General features: G+C 68.9%; 26 protein-coding genes and 1 pseudogene. 7 read left to right on the plus strand and 20 right to left on the minus strand.

Going from position 1 to position 18735, the window contains the following annotated elements; translation table 11 throughout:
- Positions 1 to 97 precede the first annotated feature (97 nt).
- Together P2Q00_RS00080 and P2Q00_RS00085 are read left to right on the plus strand one after the other, a co-directional pair.
- Positions 98 to 1582 (plus strand): MFS transporter, encoded by a 1485-nt coding sequence (locus tag P2Q00_RS00080; RefSeq protein ID WP_275768271.1) that lies wholly within the window; start codon positions 98 to 100, stop codon positions 1580 to 1582.
- 46 nt (positions 1583 to 1628) lie between these two features.
- Positions 1629 to 2087 (plus strand): SRPBCC domain-containing protein, encoded by a 459-nt coding sequence (locus tag P2Q00_RS00085; RefSeq protein WP_275768273.1) that lies wholly within the window; start codon positions 1629 to 1631, stop codon positions 2085 to 2087.
- A 318-nt stretch (positions 2088 to 2405) separates the two neighbouring features.
- Here P2Q00_RS00085 and P2Q00_RS00090 read toward each other — a convergent pair whose 3' ends face one another.
- Both P2Q00_RS00090 and P2Q00_RS00095 read right to left on the minus strand, forming a co-directional pair.
- Positions 2406 to 3620, minus strand: coding sequence for an RNA polymerase sigma factor (locus P2Q00_RS00090; RefSeq protein ID WP_275768276.1), 1215 nt, complete (start codon positions 3618 to 3620; stop codon positions 2406 to 2408).
- A gap of 2 nt (positions 3621 to 3622) precedes the next feature.
- Positions 3623 to 3985 (minus strand): YciI family protein, encoded by a 363-nt coding sequence (locus P2Q00_RS00095; RefSeq protein ID WP_275768278.1) that lies wholly within the window; start codon positions 3983 to 3985, stop codon positions 3623 to 3625.
- Between the two features lie 543 nt (positions 3986 to 4528).
- Between P2Q00_RS00095 and P2Q00_RS00100 the strand changes: the two genes are divergently transcribed.
- Positions 4529 to 5017: a hypothetical protein gene (locus P2Q00_RS00100; RefSeq protein WP_275768280.1), complete on the plus strand. Its 489-nt coding sequence runs from the start codon at positions 4529 to 4531 to the stop codon at positions 5015 to 5017.
- Positions 5014 to 5916 (plus strand): Crp/Fnr family transcriptional regulator, encoded by a 903-nt coding sequence (locus P2Q00_RS00105; protein WP_275768283.1) that lies wholly within the window; start codon positions 5014 to 5016, stop codon positions 5914 to 5916. The genes P2Q00_RS00100 and P2Q00_RS00105 overlap by 4 nt, the downstream gene beginning before the upstream one ends.
- A 94-nt stretch (positions 5917 to 6010) precedes the next feature.
- Here the strand turns inward: P2Q00_RS00105 and P2Q00_RS00110 are convergent.
- Positions 6011 to 6712 (minus strand): annotated as a pseudogene (locus P2Q00_RS00110) (IS5/IS1182 family transposase).
- A gap of 273 nt (positions 6713 to 6985) precedes the next feature.
- Positions 6986 to 8023: a TetR/AcrR family transcriptional regulator gene (locus tag P2Q00_RS00115; protein ID WP_275768285.1), complete on the minus strand. Its 1038-nt coding sequence runs from the start codon at positions 8021 to 8023 to the stop codon at positions 6986 to 6988.
- A gap of 14 nt (positions 8024 to 8037) precedes the next feature.
- Between P2Q00_RS00115 and P2Q00_RS00120 the strand changes: the two genes are divergently transcribed.
- The 3 genes from P2Q00_RS00120 (at position 8038) to P2Q00_RS00130 (ending at position 10362) form a co-directional block, all read left to right on the plus strand.
- Positions 8038 to 8499: a DUF8737 domain-containing protein gene (locus P2Q00_RS00120; protein WP_275768287.1), complete on the plus strand. Its 462-nt coding sequence runs from the start codon at positions 8038 to 8040 to the stop codon at positions 8497 to 8499.
- A gap of 39 nt (positions 8500 to 8538) precedes the next feature.
- Positions 8539 to 9381: a class I SAM-dependent methyltransferase gene (locus P2Q00_RS00125; RefSeq protein WP_338059285.1), complete on the plus strand. Its 843-nt coding sequence runs from the start codon at positions 8539 to 8541 to the stop codon at positions 9379 to 9381.
- 273 nt (positions 9382 to 9654) lie between these two features.
- On the plus strand, positions 9655 to 10362 hold the full coding sequence (locus P2Q00_RS00130) for a hypothetical protein (protein WP_275768289.1): 708 nt from the start codon (positions 9655 to 9657) through the stop codon (positions 10360 to 10362).
- Between the two features lie 14 nt (positions 10363 to 10376).
- Here the strand turns inward: P2Q00_RS00130 and P2Q00_RS00135 are convergent.
- From P2Q00_RS00135 to fabG, 16 genes are all read right to left on the minus strand, one after another.
- Positions 10377 to 11218 (minus strand): IS5 family transposase gene (locus tag P2Q00_RS00135; protein WP_275768292.1). Its coding sequence is split into 2 segments (ribosomal slippage): positions 10377 to 10889 and positions 10892 to 11218, totalling 840 coding nucleotides; the frame shifts between segments, so codons are not numbered across the junction.
- Positions 11219 to 11920: 702 nt separating this feature from the next.
- Positions 11921 to 12121: a poly-gamma-glutamate hydrolase family protein gene (locus P2Q00_RS00140; RefSeq protein WP_275768295.1), complete on the minus strand. Its 201-nt coding sequence runs from the start codon at positions 12119 to 12121 to the stop codon at positions 11921 to 11923.
- Positions 12122 to 12219: 98 nt separating this feature from the next.
- Positions 12220 to 12507 carry a hypothetical protein gene (locus P2Q00_RS00145; protein ID WP_275768297.1) on the minus strand — a complete coding sequence of 96 codons (288 nt, stop codon included), beginning with the start codon at positions 12505 to 12507 and terminating at the stop codon, positions 12220 to 12222.
- On the minus strand, positions 12508 to 12738 hold the full coding sequence (locus P2Q00_RS00150) for a hypothetical protein (RefSeq protein ID WP_275768299.1): 231 nt from the start codon (positions 12736 to 12738) through the stop codon (positions 12508 to 12510).
- A 158-nt stretch (positions 12739 to 12896) separates the two neighbouring features.
- Complete coding sequence (locus P2Q00_RS00155; protein ID WP_275768302.1) at positions 12897 to 13217, minus strand: VRR-NUC domain-containing protein; 321 nt, start codon at positions 13215 to 13217, stop codon at positions 12897 to 12899.
- A complete protein-coding gene (locus P2Q00_RS00160; RefSeq protein ID WP_275768305.1) occupies positions 13214 to 13492 on the minus strand; it encodes a hypothetical protein in 279 nt (92 codons plus the stop codon). The genes P2Q00_RS00155 and P2Q00_RS00160 overlap by 4 nt, the downstream gene beginning before the upstream one ends.
- Positions 13493 to 13697: 205 nt before the next feature.
- Positions 13698 to 13889, minus strand: coding sequence for a hypothetical protein (locus P2Q00_RS00165; protein WP_275768308.1), 192 nt, complete (start codon positions 13887 to 13889; stop codon positions 13698 to 13700).
- A gap of 17 nt (positions 13890 to 13906) precedes the next feature.
- On the minus strand, positions 13907 to 14173 hold the full coding sequence (locus tag P2Q00_RS00170; protein WP_275768310.1) for a hypothetical protein: 267 nt from the start codon (positions 14171 to 14173) through the stop codon (positions 13907 to 13909).
- Between the two features lie 33 nt (positions 14174 to 14206).
- Positions 14207 to 14449 carry a hypothetical protein gene (locus P2Q00_RS00175; RefSeq protein ID WP_275768312.1) on the minus strand — a complete coding sequence of 81 codons (243 nt, stop codon included), beginning with the start codon at positions 14447 to 14449 and terminating at the stop codon, positions 14207 to 14209.
- 121 nt (positions 14450 to 14570) lie between these two features.
- Positions 14571 to 14777, minus strand: coding sequence for a hypothetical protein (locus tag P2Q00_RS00180; protein ID WP_275768314.1), 207 nt, complete (start codon positions 14775 to 14777; stop codon positions 14571 to 14573).
- Positions 14771 to 15070, minus strand: coding sequence for a transposase (locus tag P2Q00_RS00185; RefSeq protein WP_275768316.1), 300 nt, complete (start codon positions 15068 to 15070; stop codon positions 14771 to 14773). Before P2Q00_RS00185 ends, P2Q00_RS00180 begins: the two co-directional genes overlap by 7 nt.
- 393 nt (positions 15071 to 15463) lie before the next feature.
- Positions 15464 to 15682: a hypothetical protein gene (locus tag P2Q00_RS00190; RefSeq protein WP_275768318.1), complete on the minus strand. Its 219-nt coding sequence runs from the start codon at positions 15680 to 15682 to the stop codon at positions 15464 to 15466.
- Positions 15679 to 16005 (minus strand): hypothetical protein, encoded by a 327-nt coding sequence (locus P2Q00_RS00195; protein WP_275768320.1) that lies wholly within the window; start codon positions 16003 to 16005, stop codon positions 15679 to 15681. The genes P2Q00_RS00190 and P2Q00_RS00195 overlap by 4 nt, the downstream gene beginning before the upstream one ends.
- A 115-nt stretch (positions 16006 to 16120) precedes the next feature.
- Positions 16121 to 17086 carry a ParB/RepB/Spo0J family partition protein gene (locus tag P2Q00_RS00200; protein ID WP_275768323.1) on the minus strand — a complete coding sequence of 322 codons (966 nt, stop codon included), beginning with the start codon at positions 17084 to 17086 and terminating at the stop codon, positions 16121 to 16123.
- Positions 17087 to 17280: 194 nt separating this feature from the next.
- Entirely contained in the window at positions 17281 to 17595 is a 315-nt protein-coding gene (locus tag P2Q00_RS00205; protein ID WP_275768325.1) for a hypothetical protein, read from the minus strand.
- Between the two features lie 137 nt (positions 17596 to 17732).
- Complete coding sequence (gene fabG, locus P2Q00_RS00210) at positions 17733 to 18464, minus strand: 3-oxoacyl-ACP reductase FabG (protein WP_275768328.1); 732 nt, start codon at positions 18462 to 18464, stop codon at positions 17733 to 17735.
- Positions 18465 to 18735 lie beyond the last annotated feature (271 nt).

The following is an 18735-nucleotide window of genomic DNA, read 5'->3' on the forward strand; positions in this document are numbered from 1 at the left end:
AGAGCATAGCAACAGTGGCCCATGCCTGTTAGTGTCCCAGAGTGTTAGTGAGTTAGCTAACTTAATGCTCATGCGGACCCACCGGAGGTCTCCCGACATGGCGCCCACCATCCCTGAACCGTCCTTTCTCGCGACCCGCCGCGGCGGGCTCACGCTGCTGCTCCTGTGCGCGGTCCAGTTCCTGGACATCGTCGACTCCTCAATCATGAACGTCGCGCTGCCGTCGATCCGGCGCGACCTCGACTTCTCGCAGCAGAGCCTGCAATGGGTACTGAGCGGCTACGTCCTCACCTACGGCGGCTTCCTCCTGCTCGGCGGGCGCGCGGCCGACCTGCTCGGGCGCCGCCGCCTGCTCGTGGCCGGCACTGGCCTGTTCGCCGTCTCCTCGCTGGCCGGCGGGCTCGCCGCCAACGCCGGGATACTCATCGGCGCCCGCGTCGTCCAGGGCCTCGGCGCGGCGATGATGAGCCCCGCCGGGCTGTCGATCCTCACCACCACCTTCACGGAGGGCCGCGACCGGACCAAGGCGCTCGGCGTGTGGGGAGCGATCAGCGGGCTTGCCGCAGCCGTCGGCGTCTTCCTGGGCGGCGTGCTCTCGGAGGGTCCCGGCTGGCGCTGGGTGCTCTTCGTCAACATCCCCGTGTGCGTCCTCGTGGTCGCCGGCGCCTTCCGCCTCGTTTCGAACCGGCGGCGCCGCGCCCGGTTGGCCACCTTCGACGTCCTCGGCGCGCTCCTCGTCACCGGCGGCATGCTGTTGCTCGTCTACGCGCTCGTGAAAGCGCCCGAGGCCGGCTGGGGCAGCGCCCACACCATCGGTGAACTCAGTACCGCCGGCGTCCTCCTCGCCGTATTCGTCTACAACGAACGGCGCAGCCGAAACCCGCTCTTCCCGTTCTCCATCTTCCGCATCAAGGGACTGGCCGCCGCCGACACCACCCAGCTGATCGCCTTCGCCGGCTTCATCTCGCTGTTCTTCTTCCTCACCCTCTACATGCAGAACGTGCTCGGCTACTCGCCGATCCAGGCCGGCTCCGCCTATCTCCCCGTCACCGTCGGCATCGTCATCGCCGCCGGAGTGTCCACACAGCTCATCCCGCGGATCGGCACCCGGGCCGTCATCGTCGTCGGCGCGCTCATCGCCGCCGGCGGCATGTACTACCTCTCCCGCGTCCCCGTCCACGGCTCCTACCCCACCGATCTGCTGCCCGGCCTGGTGATCATGTCGATCGGGCTCGGCGCCGTCTTCGTCACCGTCACCACCGCCGCCAACGCCGGCGTGCCCGCCGACAAGGCCGGACTCGCCGCCGGCCTGCTCAACACCTCGCTGCAGATCGGCTCCGCACTGGGCCTGGCCGTATTCTCCGCCCTCGCCACTGCCCGCACCAACGACCTTCTGACAGGTCACACTCCCGGACCGGAAGCACTCACCGCAGGCTTCCAGAGGGCCCTGCTCGCCAGCAGCATCGCCGTCCTTGCCGCCGCCCTCATCGCCCTGCGCGCCACCAACACCCGCGGCCAGGCACCACCACCCGCGCCCGCGACCGATGCCCGCCCCGCCCCGGTGCCCGAGGCAGCCGAGTGAGGCGCCCCGGACCCCTGACGCACACAGCACCACACAAGGAGGAGACATGACCACCGCATCCCGGCCCGCACCGCAGCGTTACCACGTCTTCATCCGCGCCAGCGCGGACCAGATCTGGGACGCGATCACCGAGCCTGAACTGAGCTCCCGGTACCTCTATGGCGCCCGCGTCGAGACGACGGGCGAGATCGGCTCACCGTTTCGCTACCACTCGCCGGACCGCTCCGCCCTGTGGGGCGACGAGACTGTCCTGGACGCCGACCCGCCGCACCGACTCGTCGTCGGCTATCGCGGTCTCTACGACCCCGACCTCGCGGCCGAGCAGTCGAGCCGCGTGACCTGGCACATCGAGCCCGACCAGGACCGCATCTGCCTGCTCACCGTCATGCACGACCACCTCGAAGAGTCCCCCAAGACAGCCGCACGCGTCGCTGGCACCGGATGGATGCGCGTCCTGAGCGGACTCAAGACCCTCCTGGAAACCGGCCAGCCGCTGAACGCGTGAGCCCGTCCGGCCAACGATGCCTGGCCGAGCTCATAGACCTGTCGCCGGATGCCGGACAAAGTCTCCTCGACGGACCGACTGTCCGCTCATCCGGCTCCACCCACTGGTCCGCCGGCGGGCGGGTGGCCCCAGGTAGTCGTCGCCCGGGCTTGAGGTTTGCTGTGGGTGAGGATGGCCAAGTAGTAGGTGCCGGGGTGCAGGGTTCTCCGGTCGGGTGGCTTCGGACGACGCATCGCGGCCTGGTGAGAAGATCAGGGTCGAGTCCTATCGGCATGGGCCGGATCGGAGCCTGCGGATCCGGCGAAGTCACCGGTTTGCTCAGCGTGCGTCTCGGCCACCCAGCCTGAGGAAGTCCCGCTCGGCGTCCGTCGGTGCCAGGGCGGCCGCACGCTCGTAGGCGGCCGTGGCCTCGCTGTTCCGGCCCAGCCGCCGCAGCAGATCGGCTCGTGTGGCGTGGAAGGCGTGGTAGGTGTCCAGGTCCAACTCGTCCACCAGAGCCAGTGCGGCAGCGGGGCCGTGCACTTCACCGATGGCGATGGCGCGGTTGAGGGCCACGACCGGCGTGGGGGCGAGCGTAAGCAACTGGTCGTACAGGGCGACGATCTGCGGCCAATCGGTCCGCTCGAAGGTCGCAGCGTCCGCATGTACGGCATTGATGGCGGCCTGGAGCTGATACACACCGGGTTCGTTGCGGCGAAGGCACCGTCGGACGATCGCCTGACCCTCCTCGATCAGGGCCCGATCCCATCGGCTGCGGTCCTGCTCACCGAGCAGCAACAGCGAGCCGTCGGACCGGATGCGCGACGGGCGACGGGATTCGGTCAGGAGCAACAGCGCCAACAGGCCGGCCACCTCCGGCTCATCGGGCATGAGCGTCGCCAGGGTCCGTGCCAGCCGGATCGCCTCAGGGCAGAGCCCCTGTTCTGCCGGGCTGGTCAGCCCGGCGTTATAGACGAGGTAGACGACGGCAAGCACGGGGCGCAGGCGGCCGGGCAGCTCGTGATCCTCCGGCACGCGGTAGGGGATGCGGGCGGCCTTGATCTTGTGCTTCGCCCGCACGAGACGTTGCGCCATCGTCGGTTCGGCCACCAGGAAGGACCGTGCGACCTCCTTCGTGGACAGGCCGCCCAGCAGCCGGAGGGTGAGCGCCACCTGCGCCTCGGTGGAGAGCGCCGGGTGGCAGCAGGTGAAGATGAGGCGAAGCCGGTCATCCTGCACGGGGCCCACCTCGTCGGGCATGCCGGGATCGTCGGTGCCGAGCGCGAGCGCCGCCGCTTTGCTGAGCAGTTCACGCTCACGCGCCTCACGGCGCAGGCGGTCGATGGCACGCCTGCGGGCGGTCGTCGTGATCCAGCCGCCCGGGTTGGGCGGCAGACCGCCGCCCGGCCACGTGCGCAGGGCGACGGCGAACGCCTCCTGCACCGCATCCTCGGCGACGTCGATGTCACCGAAGACGCGGATCAGGGCAGCCACCGACCGGCCGGACTCCTCGCGGAAGATCCGGCCGACCGCGGCCTCGTCGACGACCGGCAAGGTCAGGCTCCGGATGTGTCCGCGAAGGGACGGACCTCGATCGGCGCCTTGATGATTTCGGTGACCTTCGACGCCAGGGCGAGGGCGGCATCGAGGTCCTGGGCCTCGATGATGTAGAAGCCGCCGAGGTGCTCCCTCGACTCCACGAACGGCCCGTCGGTGGTCAGCGCCTCGTTCCCGGACATGCGCACGACGGTCGCGGTGTCGGGCCCGTGCAGGCGGCCGGAGAACACCCAGGCGCCGGACGACTTCATCTCGTGCTCAAGGACGCCGAGCTGCTTGTGGGACTGCTGCATCTCCTCGTCGGTCATCGGAGTGCGAGCCTCGCCCTCGACGCTGTGGACGGACAACATGTACTTCGTCATGGTGGTGCTCCTCGTGATGGGCGGGCACTTCCCGTCTCTCACCCAACTACGAACGGGCCTCGCCCGCGATCGACACATGCAGCCAAGAAAAGTTCGCGGGGCCCAAGAAGAGCTCGGGCTGACTCGCTCAGGACATCAGTTGGTCGGTTCCACCGTCGGTGAGAGGGCTCAGCGCACCCGGATGCCATGGTGCACTACGGCCTGCGAGGACTGATCAGCCAGAGACCGGTGGCCCGACTCCTGCCGGACAACCAGTCAGGCGTTCGCGGACTGCGGCGGCTCCAGCAGCTTGCGCTCCAGGTCGCGCAGGTCTTTGCCGATGCAGCAGCGGACCCTTCGCGCCATGGCTCGCGGTCTCCGGAGACCCCCCGCATGGCCACCGCCAGGCTCAGACCGGTTCTCATCGCCGCTGTTGATCACCGAGACGTCCCCGGATCGCCGCATCACCTACCGACGCGTACGTAAGCGCCCTCACATACCTGCGCACCCCGTCAGTCCTAGCGTCGGAGCGGAAGCAGGATCCCGCAGCAGGAGAGGATTCCCATGATGGCTACCACCGTGCAGGTATCCCCAAGAACCGCCGTCATTCCGGTCCACGCCGTATGGGGCGCCGCGGCCGGCGTGGTCGGTGGCGTCGGGATGGGCATCTGGTTCTCGGTGTCGAGACCGACGATGGACACCGCGATCATCACCATGATCGCCGGTCTCCTCGGCTCTACGAATACCTTCGTCGGCTGGCTGATCCACCTGGCCATCGCCGTCTTCGCCGGCACTACCTTCGGCGTGCTGTTGGGCCAGTTCGCCCAGAAGATGGCACCCGCCGTCGTCCTTGGCCTGGCCTACGGCGCCGTCTGGTGGGTCATCGGAGCCTTGTGGATCATGCCCGCCAACCTGGGCATGCCGGTCTTCGAATGGAACGCCGTCACCCGCTCCAGCCTCGGCGCCCACGTGGTCTTCGGGCTGCTGGCCGGCCTGGCCTTCTCCTACATCGCGCAGGTGATGGGCAGGCGGACGGGCCCGGCCGGAGAATGACGCCGATACCACCTGCACAGGCCGATGGCCCGGGCATACCGCCGCCGGGTGCTGCCCTGCGCGGCAGCACTCCGGACGGGCTTGCGGTGCCCTACTGTCTGGCCGAGGGCGCCGACGCGCTGGCCAGCCCGGCGTGGGGCGCCGCGCCACCACCCTGGGCACCGGGACGCCGCGAGGAGACACACCACATGATCGACGCCGGTCTCGACGCCGAGAAGACCTGGTGCCTGGCCGAGGTCGACATCTTCTGCGACCTGTCCGAGCAGGAAATGCAGGCCATCGCCGCCGCCGCACCGATGAAGACCTACACGGCCGGGGACATGCTGTACTCCCCGACCCAGCCGTGCGAGGTGCTGTTCATCCTCAAAAAGGGCCGGGTACGCATCTTCCGCGTCTCCGCCGACGGCCGGGCACTGACCACCGCGATCATCACACCGGGCACCATCTTCGGCGAGATGGTGCTCCTCGGGCAGCGCATGCACGACAACTACGCCGAAGCCCTCGACGACGCGGTCGTGTGCGTGATGAGCCGCGCTGATGTTCACCGTCTCCTGCTGTCCGACGCCCGCATCTCCGCCCGTATCACGGCGATCCTCGGCAGCCGCCTCGCCGACCTCGAACAGCGCCTGTCCGACAGCGTCTTCAAGTCCGTCGCCCAGCGCATCGCCACCACCCTGGTCACCCTCACCACCGCCCAGCCACCAGCTGGCCCCTTGCGGCCCGGCACCCGCCACCCGCAGATTGCCCTCACCCACGAACAGCTCGCCGCCCTCGCCGGCACCTCACGCGAGACCTGCACCAAAGTCCTGCGCGAGTACGCCGACCGCGACCTGCTGCGCCTGGCCCGCGGCCGCATCACCGTCCTGGACCCGGCCCGCCTGAAGGACGAAGCCGGATAAAACCTCTGCCGTGGAAACGGAGCTTCCCGCGGACGGGCCTCCTGGCCAGCGACGTGTTCGCGGCCAGGCAGATAAGAGCGCCCGGCAGTAGATGTCACTTCAGGCGCTTGGTAGTGGGGCGGCCGTCCCAGCGGTAGCGCGGCGGCGCGCGGCGGACGAGCATACGCAGTGTGACGATCGCCGCGGACAGGTAGAGGTAGAAGTCCACGACGCGGCTGCGTTTTTCGGTGCAGCGCCGCAGCTTGCCGAAGCCGTTCGTAGCCGCGGTCCAGGTCCACGTTGACTTGGTCGGGAAGGCCGCCGACCTGCTCGTCGGCGGCCTTGAGGGTGGGCACGAGCAGCGGTGAGTCGTGGCGGTTGGCCCACCACGATGCCGAGCGGGACGCCGGCGGCCTCTGTGGCCACCGACCGCTTCAGGCCCTGCTTGCCCCGATCCACGGGGGAGCGGCCGGCGGCCTCGCCGCCGCACGGGGCCTTGGTGTTACAGCCGTCCACGGACAGTTCGTCAAGCGACAGGCCGATCATGCGGTCGTACGCTTGCACGGCGAGCGCGTGGATCTGCTCGGCTTTCCCGAACTGGGCCCCGTACTTGACGCGGCGTCTGATCGTGCGGTCCGAGCAGCCGGGGCCCGCGATGCCCTCGTAGCCGGAGCCGTGCACCAGCGGCGATGATGTGATCGAAGACGACCCGGTCGGGGATGCGCGGGTTGTGGCAGCCGAGCGGGTGGGTGTCGACGTGCTCGGGCAGCAGCGCCACGAACTGGTCCCACAGCGGTTTGAGCAGGCATGATGGCAGGCACGAGTCCCCCAGTGATCAGGAAGAGCCGGAACTCTGACAGCCCCGCCACTGGATCTGCTCCTTGCCTCCCGAGAGTGCCGTGTCCTCCGGCCCGGAGTGGGCGCCCCGGGGCCGGTGGTCGGCAGCGGACTGGCGAATGAGGATCCAGATGCGGCCTGTTGCGTCCGCGGCTGCTGGCGCAGGCGGGCCGATGTCTACGGTCGGCTGCGATGGGTGTGTGGCCTGGCTTGCTGCCGTCGCGTCGTAATCAAGGCGGTCGCCGCCGGGTGCTCACGGGTGGGCAGCCGGCGCTGGGCCTGGCTGGCCCAGGGCCGCGAGCAGGCCGGGAACGGCCAGCGTCTGGTGCGCGCGGGCGAGCCAGTCGGGGTCGCGCGGGAAGCCCTGGTCGACCCACCAGGCCAGCAGGGCCAGGACGCTGCTGGTATAGAACTCGGCGACCACCTCGGCGGGCAGCTCGGTTCCGGCGGCGGCGAGGTGCGGTCGCAGGTGCTCGCGCGCCAGGTCACCGATCAGGCGGTGCAGGTGCCGGTACACGAGGTTGCCGCCCTGCCTGCCGCACAGCGCCAGGTAGACCCGCTGGTGGCGGTAGGCGTGCTCGAAGATGATCGCCGCCGGGCGCGCGGGGTCGGACGGCGGGGTGCTGGGCGACATCGCGTCGAGCTCGCGTCGTAGCTCCTCTCGCATCTCGTCGAAACCGGCAACCAGGAGCGCGTCCTTGTCGCGGAAATGCGCATAGAAGGTCGACCGGCCGACATCGGCCCGATCAAGGATGTCCTGCACGGTGATGCGCTCGTAGGCCCGCTCCAGGACGAGCTCGATCAGCGCGTCGTGCAGGGTTCGGCGCGTGCGCCGAACGCGACGGTCCTGACCTGCCATGCCGGCCTCCCTGAATTTCCGGACACCCCACCGTGCCCTGTTCGGTAGCGGATCCCTGCCGCGGATTGGTTGTTGACGGGCGCCCGCTACCCGAAACGATACTCGGACAGGGTGTTCGGAAACGAACAGATCGTTCGCCAGCCGAGAGAGTTTGCCATGGATGTGCTGCCGAGCAATGTATGGGTGCTGGTCCTCGTCGGGGTGATCGGGATCCCCGCCACCACCTGCGCCGTCCTGTACCAGGGAGCGATCGCCGCGGGTCTGGCACGCGGCCGGGCCATCGCGGCGGGGGCCGTGGCGGCGTGGAGTGGCTGGATCGTGGCGGCCGGCCTGCTCGCCGCAGCCGGTGCGTACCGGCAGGACCCCACCAACCTCCCGGCCGTGGATCGGCCTCGCCGCGGGTGGCGCCCTGGCCGTCGCGTTGCTGGCCACCCTCGTCCCGGTGATTGCGCATCCTCACCGACCCCGCCACCCCGGCCCGGCTGGCCCTGCCGCAGACGGTGCGGGTGGTCGGCGTGGTCTTCCTCGTCGTAGCGGCGCTCGGCAAGCTGCCCGCTGTCTTCGCTATCCCGGCCGGCCTCGGCGACATGGCGGTCGGCGTGTCTGCGCCGTTCGTGACGCCCCGACTGGCCCGCGGCACCCACTGGTCGGGGGCGCTGTCCTTCAACATCATGGGCCTGGTGGACCTGGTCGTGGCGGTGAGCCTCGGCTTCCTCGCCGGAGTCGGACCGAGCCCCCTGCCGCACGTGACCCCGACAACAGCGCCCGTCGCGCTGCTGCCGCTCGCCCTCATCCCCACCACGGCGGTCCCGCTCGCGGTCGCCCTGCACCTGGTGTCCCTGGCCCGGCTGCGTGCCGCAGCCCGCACGCCCGCCACGGTCGGCCGCGCCGTTGCGGCCGCCGGCTGAACCCATATACACACTCGCATCCCTGAGGAGGCGTCACAGATGACCATCCATCCCCTTGTGAACACCGAACAGGCCGAAGCATGGAACGGTTACGAAGGCCACCACTGGGCCGATCACGCCGACCGGTGGGACGCGGCGGTGGGCGGGGTCAACAATCCACTGCTCGCTGCAGCCGCCCTCTCCGAAGACCAGCAGGTGCTCGACATCGGCTGCGGAACCGGGCAGACCACCCGGCTGGCCGCCCGCCGGGCACGTCGTGCCATGGGCATCGACCTGTCCGCGCCGATGCTGGCCAGGGCCCGCGCAACCGCGACCGAACAAGGCATCGGCAACGTGCAGTTCCAGCAAGGCGACGCCCAGATCCATCCCTTCGACGAGGCCGCGTACGACGTGGCCATCAGCCGCGGCGCGATCATGTTCTTCGCCGATCCCGTCGCCGCGTTCACCAACATCCTTCGGGCGCTGCGACCCGGCGGCCGACTCGCCTTCGTCTGCCCGCAGGACATGCACCGCAACGACTGGTTCACCGCACCGGTGACCGCCCTTCTGGGACACCCGCCAACGCCGTCCGACCCGGACGACGCGCCCGGCATGTTCTCCCTGGCCGACCCGCCCCGGATCCACCACGTGCTCAGCCAAGCCGGCTTCCACGACGTGACCACGACACCCGTCACCGTGCCAATGATCTACGGCCGCGACGCCGCCGACGCGGCCACGTTCTTCCTCAGCTCCGGACCCGTGCGCCACCAACTGCACGGCGCCGACCGCACGACCGTCAACCAGGCCCTGGACGCGGTCACCACCGCACTACGTCCGTACGAACACCCCGACGGCGTCCGCTTCTCCGCAGCCTGGTGGTTGGCAACCGCCACCTGCCCCTGAACCCGGCGCGGCCAACGTTCTCGTGCGGCCGCGCTTCTGGTCCCACAGCGGTTCGAGCAGGCGTAATTACAGGACAGGCATGAGCCACCGGTGATCACTGAGCGTAGACAACTCCGTGATCACCTGGGCTCGTGGCTGCTCTGCTGCCGGGGTGCCCGAAGAGCCGCCCAGCGCGCCTACTGCCGGGCGCTCTAAGAACTCCTAACGGAATGACTCACAAGGCATCGTCGGGCCCTGGGGCAGTGGGCAGCAGCCAGGTGCAAGGATGCTGTCGTGTTGGATGCGATCAACGCGGTGGACTGGGGTGCCATACCGGGCCATCCCGACTGGTATGAACCGGCTCGTGCCGCCCGCGGTCTGCGCGCGCTGGCGGATGCAGCGAACCTGGTGGAGGCGGCTGAGGCCAGTTCGCTGCTCGGCGGCGGCGGAATCGTCCAGGGCCACAGTGCCGCGGTGTCTCCTGCGGCCGCGGTCGCGACCCCTCTGCTCCTGGACATCGCGCAGCAGGGTCACCCGGCGGCGCGGGACGCCGCGTTGGGGCTGGTCGATGAGGCCCTGTCGTCCTATCCCCACGGCGAGTACACGCGGGTGACGACGTCCTACGGCACAGCAGTCCCGATCTGCTGCGCCATCGCCCATCAGTTGCGAGCTCGCTCAGCTCTCCTTGCTGGACTGGGCAAGCGGGGCAGGGCACTGCTTGCCGATGCGGCCGAACACTGGCGTTTCGAGATCCGAGAGTGCGTCGCCGACAGCAATGACACGGCAGCCTTCGGGGCTCTGGCCGGCTGTTTCCCGAGCGGCGTGCACGCGGCGGAACTACACGTCGGCGGCGAGATCGCCGTGCTGGATGAGGTTGCCCTCGAATACCCACCCGTGGACGGCTCTGCTGAAGCGTGCCTGCGGGTGACGGGACGGCGTCCAGCCGAACTGCCGCCCAGCGCCGCCCTGTTCCCAGCAGAGTGCGGTGAACGCGTGCACTGACCAGCCTCTACAGTTCACGGCCCATGCGGTACAGGGGCCGTCTGCCGTCGTGGGGTGAGACGCCTCCAACAGATGAGTGCGCATCCCAAGGTGAGGAATGCTTCGTGGATGTCGTCGCGTATCTCCCAGCGAATCCGTAAGCGGCGGAACCAGTGCAGGTGCGCGAAGGCGCGTTCCACGACCCAGCGTTGGGTGCCCAGACCGGAGCCGTGTTCGGTGCCGCGGCGGGCGATCAGTGGTTTCACGCCGAGGTCCCAGACCAGGCGGCGGTACTTGTCATGGTCGTAGCCGCGGTCCGCGAGGACCGCGTCCGGGCGGCGCCGGGGCCGGCCGCGCTTGCCCCGCACCGGCGGCACGGCCTGGAGCAGGGGGATCAACTGGGTGACGTCGTTGCGGTTGCCGCCGGTCAGGGTGGCGGCGAGCGGGATGCCCGTGGCGTCGGTGATCAGGTGATGCTTGCTGCCCGTCCTGCCCCGGTCAACGGGGCTTCGTCCGGTCTTGGAGCCCCCTTTAACGCGCGGATGTGGGAGCCGTCGACGGCCGCCCGGGAGAAGTCCAGGGCGTTCGCGCTGCGGAGCTTGGCGAGGAGGACCTCGTGCAGCCGGGACCACACGCCGGCCTCGGTCCACTCGGCCAGGCGCCGCCAGCAGGTCATCCCCGACCCGAAGCCGAGCTCCTGCGGCAGGTGTTCCCAGGAGATCCCGGTGTGCAGCACGAACAGGATGCCCTGGAACACCAGCCGGTCCGGACGCCGCTTGCGCCCAGGATGCCGGGTCCGGCGCTCGACCTTGGGCAGCAGCGGCTCTATGACCGCCCACAGCTCGTCGTCGACTTCCCACGGCTTTGGACGAGCCATCCCGCACCCCCGGATCATTGGTCCCGGAGTGATCCAACCACCTCGAAGATCATTTCGTTAGGAGTTCTAAGCCCACCCCGGTGGCACGGGGGAGTCCACCGGGGCAGGCAGCCTCAGCATGGCAGAACTGCGGCTCCAAGCGGCCCGCTTCACTCCGACGTCATCACCATGACCTTGCCGCAGCCACTCGTCGGGCTCCGCCGACCGGTGTAGGTGAGCGGGGCCGCCTTGGTTACGGTCAGCTCGCACCCGCAGTCCGCCTCGGGGCAGCTGGCCTCCCTCTCCGTCCACGTGATCACCATCCGACACTGCCCCAGTGCTCCCCAACCTGGCGCCATTATCAGCAGCAGAAGCTCATGCTCGACAGGGTTCTCCAAGGCCGGTAGCTCCTCGGGCAACACCAGAAGAACTCCGTCCCCTTCCGGGCGCTTTGTGGCCCGGGCCCAGAAAGGGGCCAAACAAGCTGGTGGCGGACGGCTCGCCCGTGGTCAACCGGCGAGTCCCTCCGCTCCGCGGTGTGAGCCGCCAGCAGTTCGCGCGGTGCGCGCTGAGCGCCGCGTTCCTGCATTCAGGAGTCGCGCGATCACTTCGCAGTTGGAGCACCGTACCGGCGGGACTCGCCGCATCCGTGCCCCCTCTTCGCCCTGTGCCGTCTGCTGCCAAGACCGGCCCGCGCCGGGGCCGACAGCACCGCTCACCCGGCTACGTGCCAGCTTGCGCGGCCTCGGTGGTGCCGACTTCTATGACTCCGCCGTGGATCGCGATGTGGGCAAGGTCGGATCCTGGTGCACGGTGGAACTCGCGGGACCATTGCGCTCCTTCAGTCTCGCTGGCGGCCAGCCCGGCGAAGTCGTTGCACGTGTTGTTGGCCGCGAGGGCGATCTCGATGGAGATGGTCGTCACGCTCTTTGAGGTCTCTGCGTACGAGGGCGTACGCGGGCTCGGACGGGCCGCATGGCCCCCGGAGAACGGTTCGGAGAGTGGCGACGGCCCAGCGGGCGTCACGGCCGGTCTTCGAGCTCCTGCTTGGCGAGCGAGCCGACGTACCGGGCATAGACGTCGGCGGTGCCGTCGCCCGCGCTGCGGGGCTGGGCTTCGAAGGCGCCGGCGGGGCGGAACGCGGCGATCTTGCCGGTGCGGATGCGGTGGCCTTGGTTGGTGGCCCGGTTGAGGTTGGGGTGGCTGTCGATGTGCGCCCACTGGCCGGGCCGCTCGCGCAGGGCCATGGCGGTGTCGTACGCCTCCTGGCTGCGGGTTGGGGCAGGCAGGGATTCGAAGCGGGCGTGCATTCAGCGGTCTCCGGTGGTCGGCAGGGCGGCTTCGGCGAGTTCCCGGATGCGGGCTGCTGTGCGCCACTGGTTGTCGGAGAGGTGTTCGCACAGTTCGTTGGCCAGGCGGGCGACTTCGGCGAAGGCCAGTTCGGTGCCGGTGCCTGGCGTGGGGGTGCTCTGCTCGCGGTCCGGGCCGAGGGGCGCGGAGGATGCCGTCGTGTGGTTGGTCGCGCGAGCAGAGTGATTCATGGCGGTTGTTCCCTGGGGTGGTCAGCGGTTGTTGCAGCGGCAGGTGTTGGTGATGGGGTTGAACCAACTGTCGCAGGAGTTGCACCACGTGGCTCCGGGCATCGGAGGGATCTCGGAGTGCTGCTTGGGGCGGTCGTGCACGGGGTCTGCTTCCTTTGTCAGAAGTTGTCGGGTAGTTGGGCGCGGGGGCCGTCGGGGGCGAGGACGTTCACGATGTGGTCGAGGTCTTTGGGCCGCCACAGTGCGGTTTCGAGGCCGCAGGCAGCGAAGTGCTTGAGCCAGTCGCGCTGAGCGGGGCGTATACGTCCGGTGTCGGACTTGAACTCGGCGAAGATGATGCGTTTGGCCCTGGGATGTCCGTAGACCTCGTCGGGCCATCCTGCGTCGCTGCGCTGCGAGTTGTGGGTGTGATAGGTGAGAGTCCAGCCGCGGAGGGCTGCGATCTTGCGGACGTGCCGGCGGAACTGTTCCTCGGTCACGCGGCCCGCCTGTGGCGCGGGACGTCGGCCTCCAGGAGGGCGGCGAGGTGCGCGGCGGCGTCCGGGTCCGGTCGCGGCTGGCGCCGGACGGCGGGCGGGGCCGGGAGCGCGGGGCGGCGGTGGCGTTCCTTGAGGAGTTCGGGCAGCGGGCGCTTCGTTTCCTCCCACAGGATTTCCTGCAGGGAGCGGCCGTATCGCTCGAGGACGAGGGCCTCGTAAAGGGCGTCGTCGTGGCTGGTGTGGCGCATGTCGTGGTGGTTGTTCAGGGCAGGCATGTTGGTTGCTCCATGGGTTGGCCGGGACCCGCAGGGGGGTGCGGGTCCCGGCCGGAGGGGTGGCTCGTATCTGACGAGCCGTTCCGGGCGGGCGGGGCGCGGGGGGTCGCTGCCCGTCCGGAGGTGTGGATGGATGGTCGGGCCGTGCCAGGGCCTGACATCACTCAGAACCTAACACGAAGATGTGCACTGACCTATTTCTGGGTCAGTCGACGATGGCGAGCTCGTCGGGCTCGTACGGGAGGGGCTTGGGTGCGCCGGGCCACTGCACCATCACGAGCCTCTGTCCACTGATGGGGTCGGTGGCATGTCCGCGCACTTCGCCGAACGGGCGGAGCATGCCCTTGGGGGTCACCCGGGCGAGCGTCACGCCGGTGTGCTTCTCGAAGTCTTCCATGCTGGCCTCCTGGCCGTTCAGGTAAGGGAGTTGCTGGCGATAAGGGTGAGTGCGTGGCCCCACTGTTCGGTGACGGGCTCGTCGAAGGTGAAGCCCGAGTCGAGGGCTTCGAGTTCGGCGACCCGCCAGTCCGTGCAGGTGCCGGCGGGCGGGTGCTCGAAGTGCTGGATGGCGCCGTCATGCAAGGTGATGGCGAGGCGGATCGTGCCGTCGGGGCTGATGGTCGTGTTGGTCTTACTGCTTGAGACCGGGGCTTCCGCGGTGAGTGAGTTTCCGAGGATCATCGAAGCTCCTTTTGGGTAGTGGCCTATTTTGGGTCAGATGAGGGCTGCGAAGCCTTCGCAGGTGGGGCAGGTGTCGCCCGTGTCGGGGCTGGTGCCGTCGCTGCATGCGGGGCAGGGGAGGTGTCGGCCAGTGCCGTGACAGGTGTCGCACTCGCGAGTGTGCTCGTACGGCCCGTGCATGTAGGTGACGGTGCCGCCGCCTTCGCATTCGCCGCACTCCAGGGCGTGGGCGCCCGTGACGGTAATGGCGTCGATGATTGTCGGGGTGGCGAGCATCTGCTCCTCTTTTGGCGGTTGGCCGGTGCGGGCTACGCCCTCACCTCATGAGTTAATTCTACTATTCACGGTGGGGGTGTCCACTCCCCGCAAGTGATCTCCGCCACGACGCCTCAAGACGCTATGCGGTGAACAGGCCCTCCTGCACGGGCTCTGCCTGCGGCCCGGGATCGGCGTCGAGATGCTCAATGTGCTCGGTGAGCGTCCAGCCGAGCCATCGCCACTCGGGGAGAAGCGGCCTCGGCGACGGGCCGCTGCCGCACACCAGGGATGTGACGCCTGCCGCGCGGGCCGCGTTCACGAGGGGCGTGCGCTCCAGGATCAGCAAGTGTGGTCTGACGCGGTGGACGGTGGTGGCATCGACGCCAGAAGGTCCCGCAGCCGGTCCACGTCCAGGCGGCCGTGGTTCGACGCGCCGTACAGCGAGCCGTAGCTGCGCTGATGCTCGGCGATCAGCGACAGCTCGACCGGTGTCCTGACCGGCCCGTCCGCGCACAGCAGTGCATCGGTCAGTTCGAAGAACGCATCTGCCCGCGCGGACAGGCACCCGTAGGAGGCCGTCCGAAAGCGTGACAGTTCCGCGAACACGCCTTGTTCGCCGACCTGCGCCAGCACACTCATAACCACAGCCTTCCTTGTGAACTCCTGCGTCTCGTCGCAGAGTTAAGGATCACGAGGAAGGCCGCCCTCGTACCCAGCGATCACTCCAATGAGTGACTCATGCGTACGATTACGCTATGCAACAAGGGGGACGAGTGGTCAAAGCGGCTCAGTGGCTCATGATTTGGGCAGCGTTCACTGTCTTCATGTCCATCGTCACCATCTTCGCGGGCATTTATACGGGCTGGTGGCGCACTGCGGTGACGGCAGCGCCAGTAGTGGCCGTCTGGTATCTATTCCCGCGACTGCGGGACCGCAGAGCGCGCCAAGCCACTGCTCGGAAACCGGGCGGCGAGCCCACAGCGCCATAACGTGCGGGGCTTTCCCCGGCGCCTCCTTGCAGGTGCGCGGGTGTCAGAACAGTTCTTCTTGACCGTCGACGTCGCCCGGCTGCTCGCGGCCGGACCGACGCGGGGTGCGGTCAGGGACGGTGTCGCCGAAGAGGGCGGCGGTGCCGAACCAGTCGGGTACGGCAGCGATCCGAGCGGGGCCCGCCTGTACGGGCAGTTCTTGGGGGGCCGTTGCGTCGAAATCGGCACGCCTCATCTGCGTCCAGCACTTTCCGGTGGTCATGCATCCGCCTGGTGGCTCCCGCCGGGCATCTGGGTTGACCGCGCAGCCGCAGCTGCTTCGAGGACGGCGTCCGCCCAGTCGTGTACGAGTGCGGTCCCGGCTCGGCCTGCCGCCTCGCCTGGGGTGTGGCCGCCCTCGAGGGCCTTCAAGTAGCGGGCCGCGGTGACCTCCAGAGCGTTGGAGGACGTGAAGGTCTGAATGAGGCGGTCGATGTTCGTGCCGTGCATGTGGTTGAGGGCCCTCGCGGCGAAGGCGACGATCATTCCGACGTCTTTCCCGAGCTGTTCGGCCTGGGCGGGGGTGAGGGGCGCGCTGTAGCGCATGACGAACCTGGCTCCTGTGGAGTGACGGGGTTATGGGGAAGAAGGCGGCGCGGAGGTTGTGACCGCGCCGGCCGGGGTGCGGACGCGGTTGCCCGCACCCCCGGAACTGGGCCGGTCAGGCCGCGACAGCCTCGCGCTCGGCGGCGGCGTCCGCCTGCTCGGCGCTGTGGTCGGCCTCGGCCTCCGGGTTGACCGTGACGAGCTCGCGGGCTTCGGCGTGTGCCTTGGCCTGCTTGAGCTGGAAGCGGGCCTTGGTCAGCGACTCGGCGACCCGGTCGAGCTGCTCCAGGCGTGCACCGACCTGCGTCTCGAGGGTCTCGGCGAGCTTCAGCGGCTCGGTCTTGCCGATCTCGTCGAGCAGCGCCCGCACCTGCTCGATCTTGTCGAGCGTGCTGCGGGTCTTCTTCTGCGCGGCAGCGCGCTCGGTGCGCTGCTCCTCGGTCATCTCCTCGACGACCATGAGGACGGCCTGGTCCTGCTGCTGCTTCATCGCGTAGGCGAAGTGCACGATCTCGTTGTCCGAGGCGAACTCGCCGCGCACGAACTTGCTGAGGACAGAGCCCTGGTTGGCGAGGTTGAGGGCGGCGATCTGCACGGCCGCCTGCGTGCCGATCTTCCCGTCCTGCACAAGCTCCTGGACCTCTATGCGCAGGTCGAGCAGGGCCAGGCGCAGCTTCACGTAGGTGGTGGTCTTGGCGAAGTCGGCGGCCACGGACTCGATGGTCGCGCCCTCCTCCTCGTCGAGGATGCGCTGGTAGCCGTGCGCCTCCTCGAACGGGGTCATGTCCTCGCGGGTGACGTTCTCGCTCATGGACCGCTTGAACCGCTGGAGTTCGTTCTTCTCCGAGGTGATCGTGGCGCGGATCTTGGTGCGGCCGAGGATCTGGTGGGCGCGCCAGCGGCGCTCACCGGCGACGATCTCGTAGCCGCCCTTCTCGTTGTCGGGACGGACCTCGATGGCCTGCATCAGGCCGTACGTGTCGATGGAGTTGGCCAGTTCGTTCAGCGCGTCCTCGCTGAAGTACTCGCGCGGCTGGCGCGGGTTGCGGTGGACCTGGCTCATCTTGAGGACGCGCTGCATTTCGGGCTCCAAGTGGTGCTGATGAGGTTTCTTTCTCCCTCATCTCTTGAGTTAATTCTACTATGCGTGAAGGGGGTGTCCACTCCCGGCATGCCGCGCGAACGTGACCTCGACCACGTTCGTAAGCGGGCTCTGACATGCGGAAACGCTGATGGGCGCCGGGGAATCCCGACGCCCATCAGCGCCATCTACGACTACTCGTCCAGCTGCTCGCGCCAGGCCCGCACCTGCGGAGGCGCCCCCGAGACGGGAACGGCGAAGCACTCCTTGCGGATCGGGCACGCCCTGCACACCCGCGCCGCCGCCCGCTCGCCGCCCGGCGCCTTGAGCCCTGTCCCCCCGGCATGCTCAGCGCACAGGGCCGCCGACCACGCCACAGGCCGGGCCAGCGCCTTGCGCCTGCCTGCGAGTCCGGCCAGCGCGGCCATGCGGTCCGCATCGCGGCCGCGGCCCGATCCTGTCCGGGTCGGCTGCGCTGCAAGCGCCAGAATGCGGTCGACGTCGATCACCCCGGCCCCCTTGTCCCGGCAGTGCGTAGGCCGGCTGCCCCTTTCTGAGTTTGTGCGCAGTGCCGCCGTGTCGCCTCGCGGCCTCGCCTCCGGCTTCCCCCGCAGCCCCTATCGGGCTGCCTCGATACGGTCACCTGCTAGTGCCCCATTCCCGCGCCACCGTCGACCGGGATCACCGCGCCGGTGATGTAGGAGCCCCCGTCGATGAGGAACCGCACGGTGCGTGCGATCTCCTCGGGCTGCCCGAGACGGCCGAGCGGGATCTGCCCGAGCAGTGCCTTGATGCGGTCCTCCGGCAGAGCGGCGGCCATGTCCGTGGCGGTCAGCCCTGGCGCGACGACGTTCGCGGTGATGCTGCGCGAGCCGTACTCGCGGGCGATCGAGCGGGAAAGGCCGATCAGCCCGGCCTTGGAGGCGGCGTAGTTGGTCTGTCCGGCCTCCCCGTGCATTGCGGTCGCCGACGAAATGAACACCATCCGGCCGCCCTTGGCGCGCAGCATGCCCGGCAGGGCGCGCTTGGCGACCCGGTAGGCGGCGGTCAGGTTCGCATCGAGGACGGCGGTGAAGTCGTCCTCGCTCATGCGGGCGAGCAGCCCGTCACGGGTGATGCCCGCGTTGGAGACGAGGGAGGTGACGGGGCCGTGCTCGGTTTCGGCCTGCTTGAACGCCATGTCGACCTGCTCAGGGTCGGTGACGTCACATCGCACGGCCAGGAAGCGGCCCCCGGTGTGCTCCTGGCCCGGAAGGTAGGAATGGGCGGGGGGCTCGCCGGAGCGGTAGGTGACGGTCACGTTGTGGCCGGCCTCGGCAAGCTCGGTGGCTATGGCGTAGCCGATGCCTCGGTTGCCGCCGGTGATGAAGACGCTCATGCCTGACACCTCTGGGATCGTCGTCGATGCAATGTCCGCCCACGGCTCGTTGCCCGGTGGGGCGGAGATCGGGGGCGACGGGGGCCGTCGAGGAGGGTGACCCCGGCGGCGGTGCCACACATTGCCCGGATTCCAGCCCGTTAGGCCGGTTCTAGGCGTGCCGGTACCCGCACAACCGGCACTGTGAGTACGGGTTATCGCCTATCCGAGGTGTCGGAATGTCTGGAATGAGCATAAATATGCATGTCTTGTACGGCAGGCCCCTCAAGTC

Source organism: Streptomyces coacervatus (assembly GCF_029223485.1).
GTDB lineage: Bacteria > Actinomycetota > Actinomycetes > Streptomycetales > Streptomycetaceae > Streptomyces > Streptomyces coacervatus.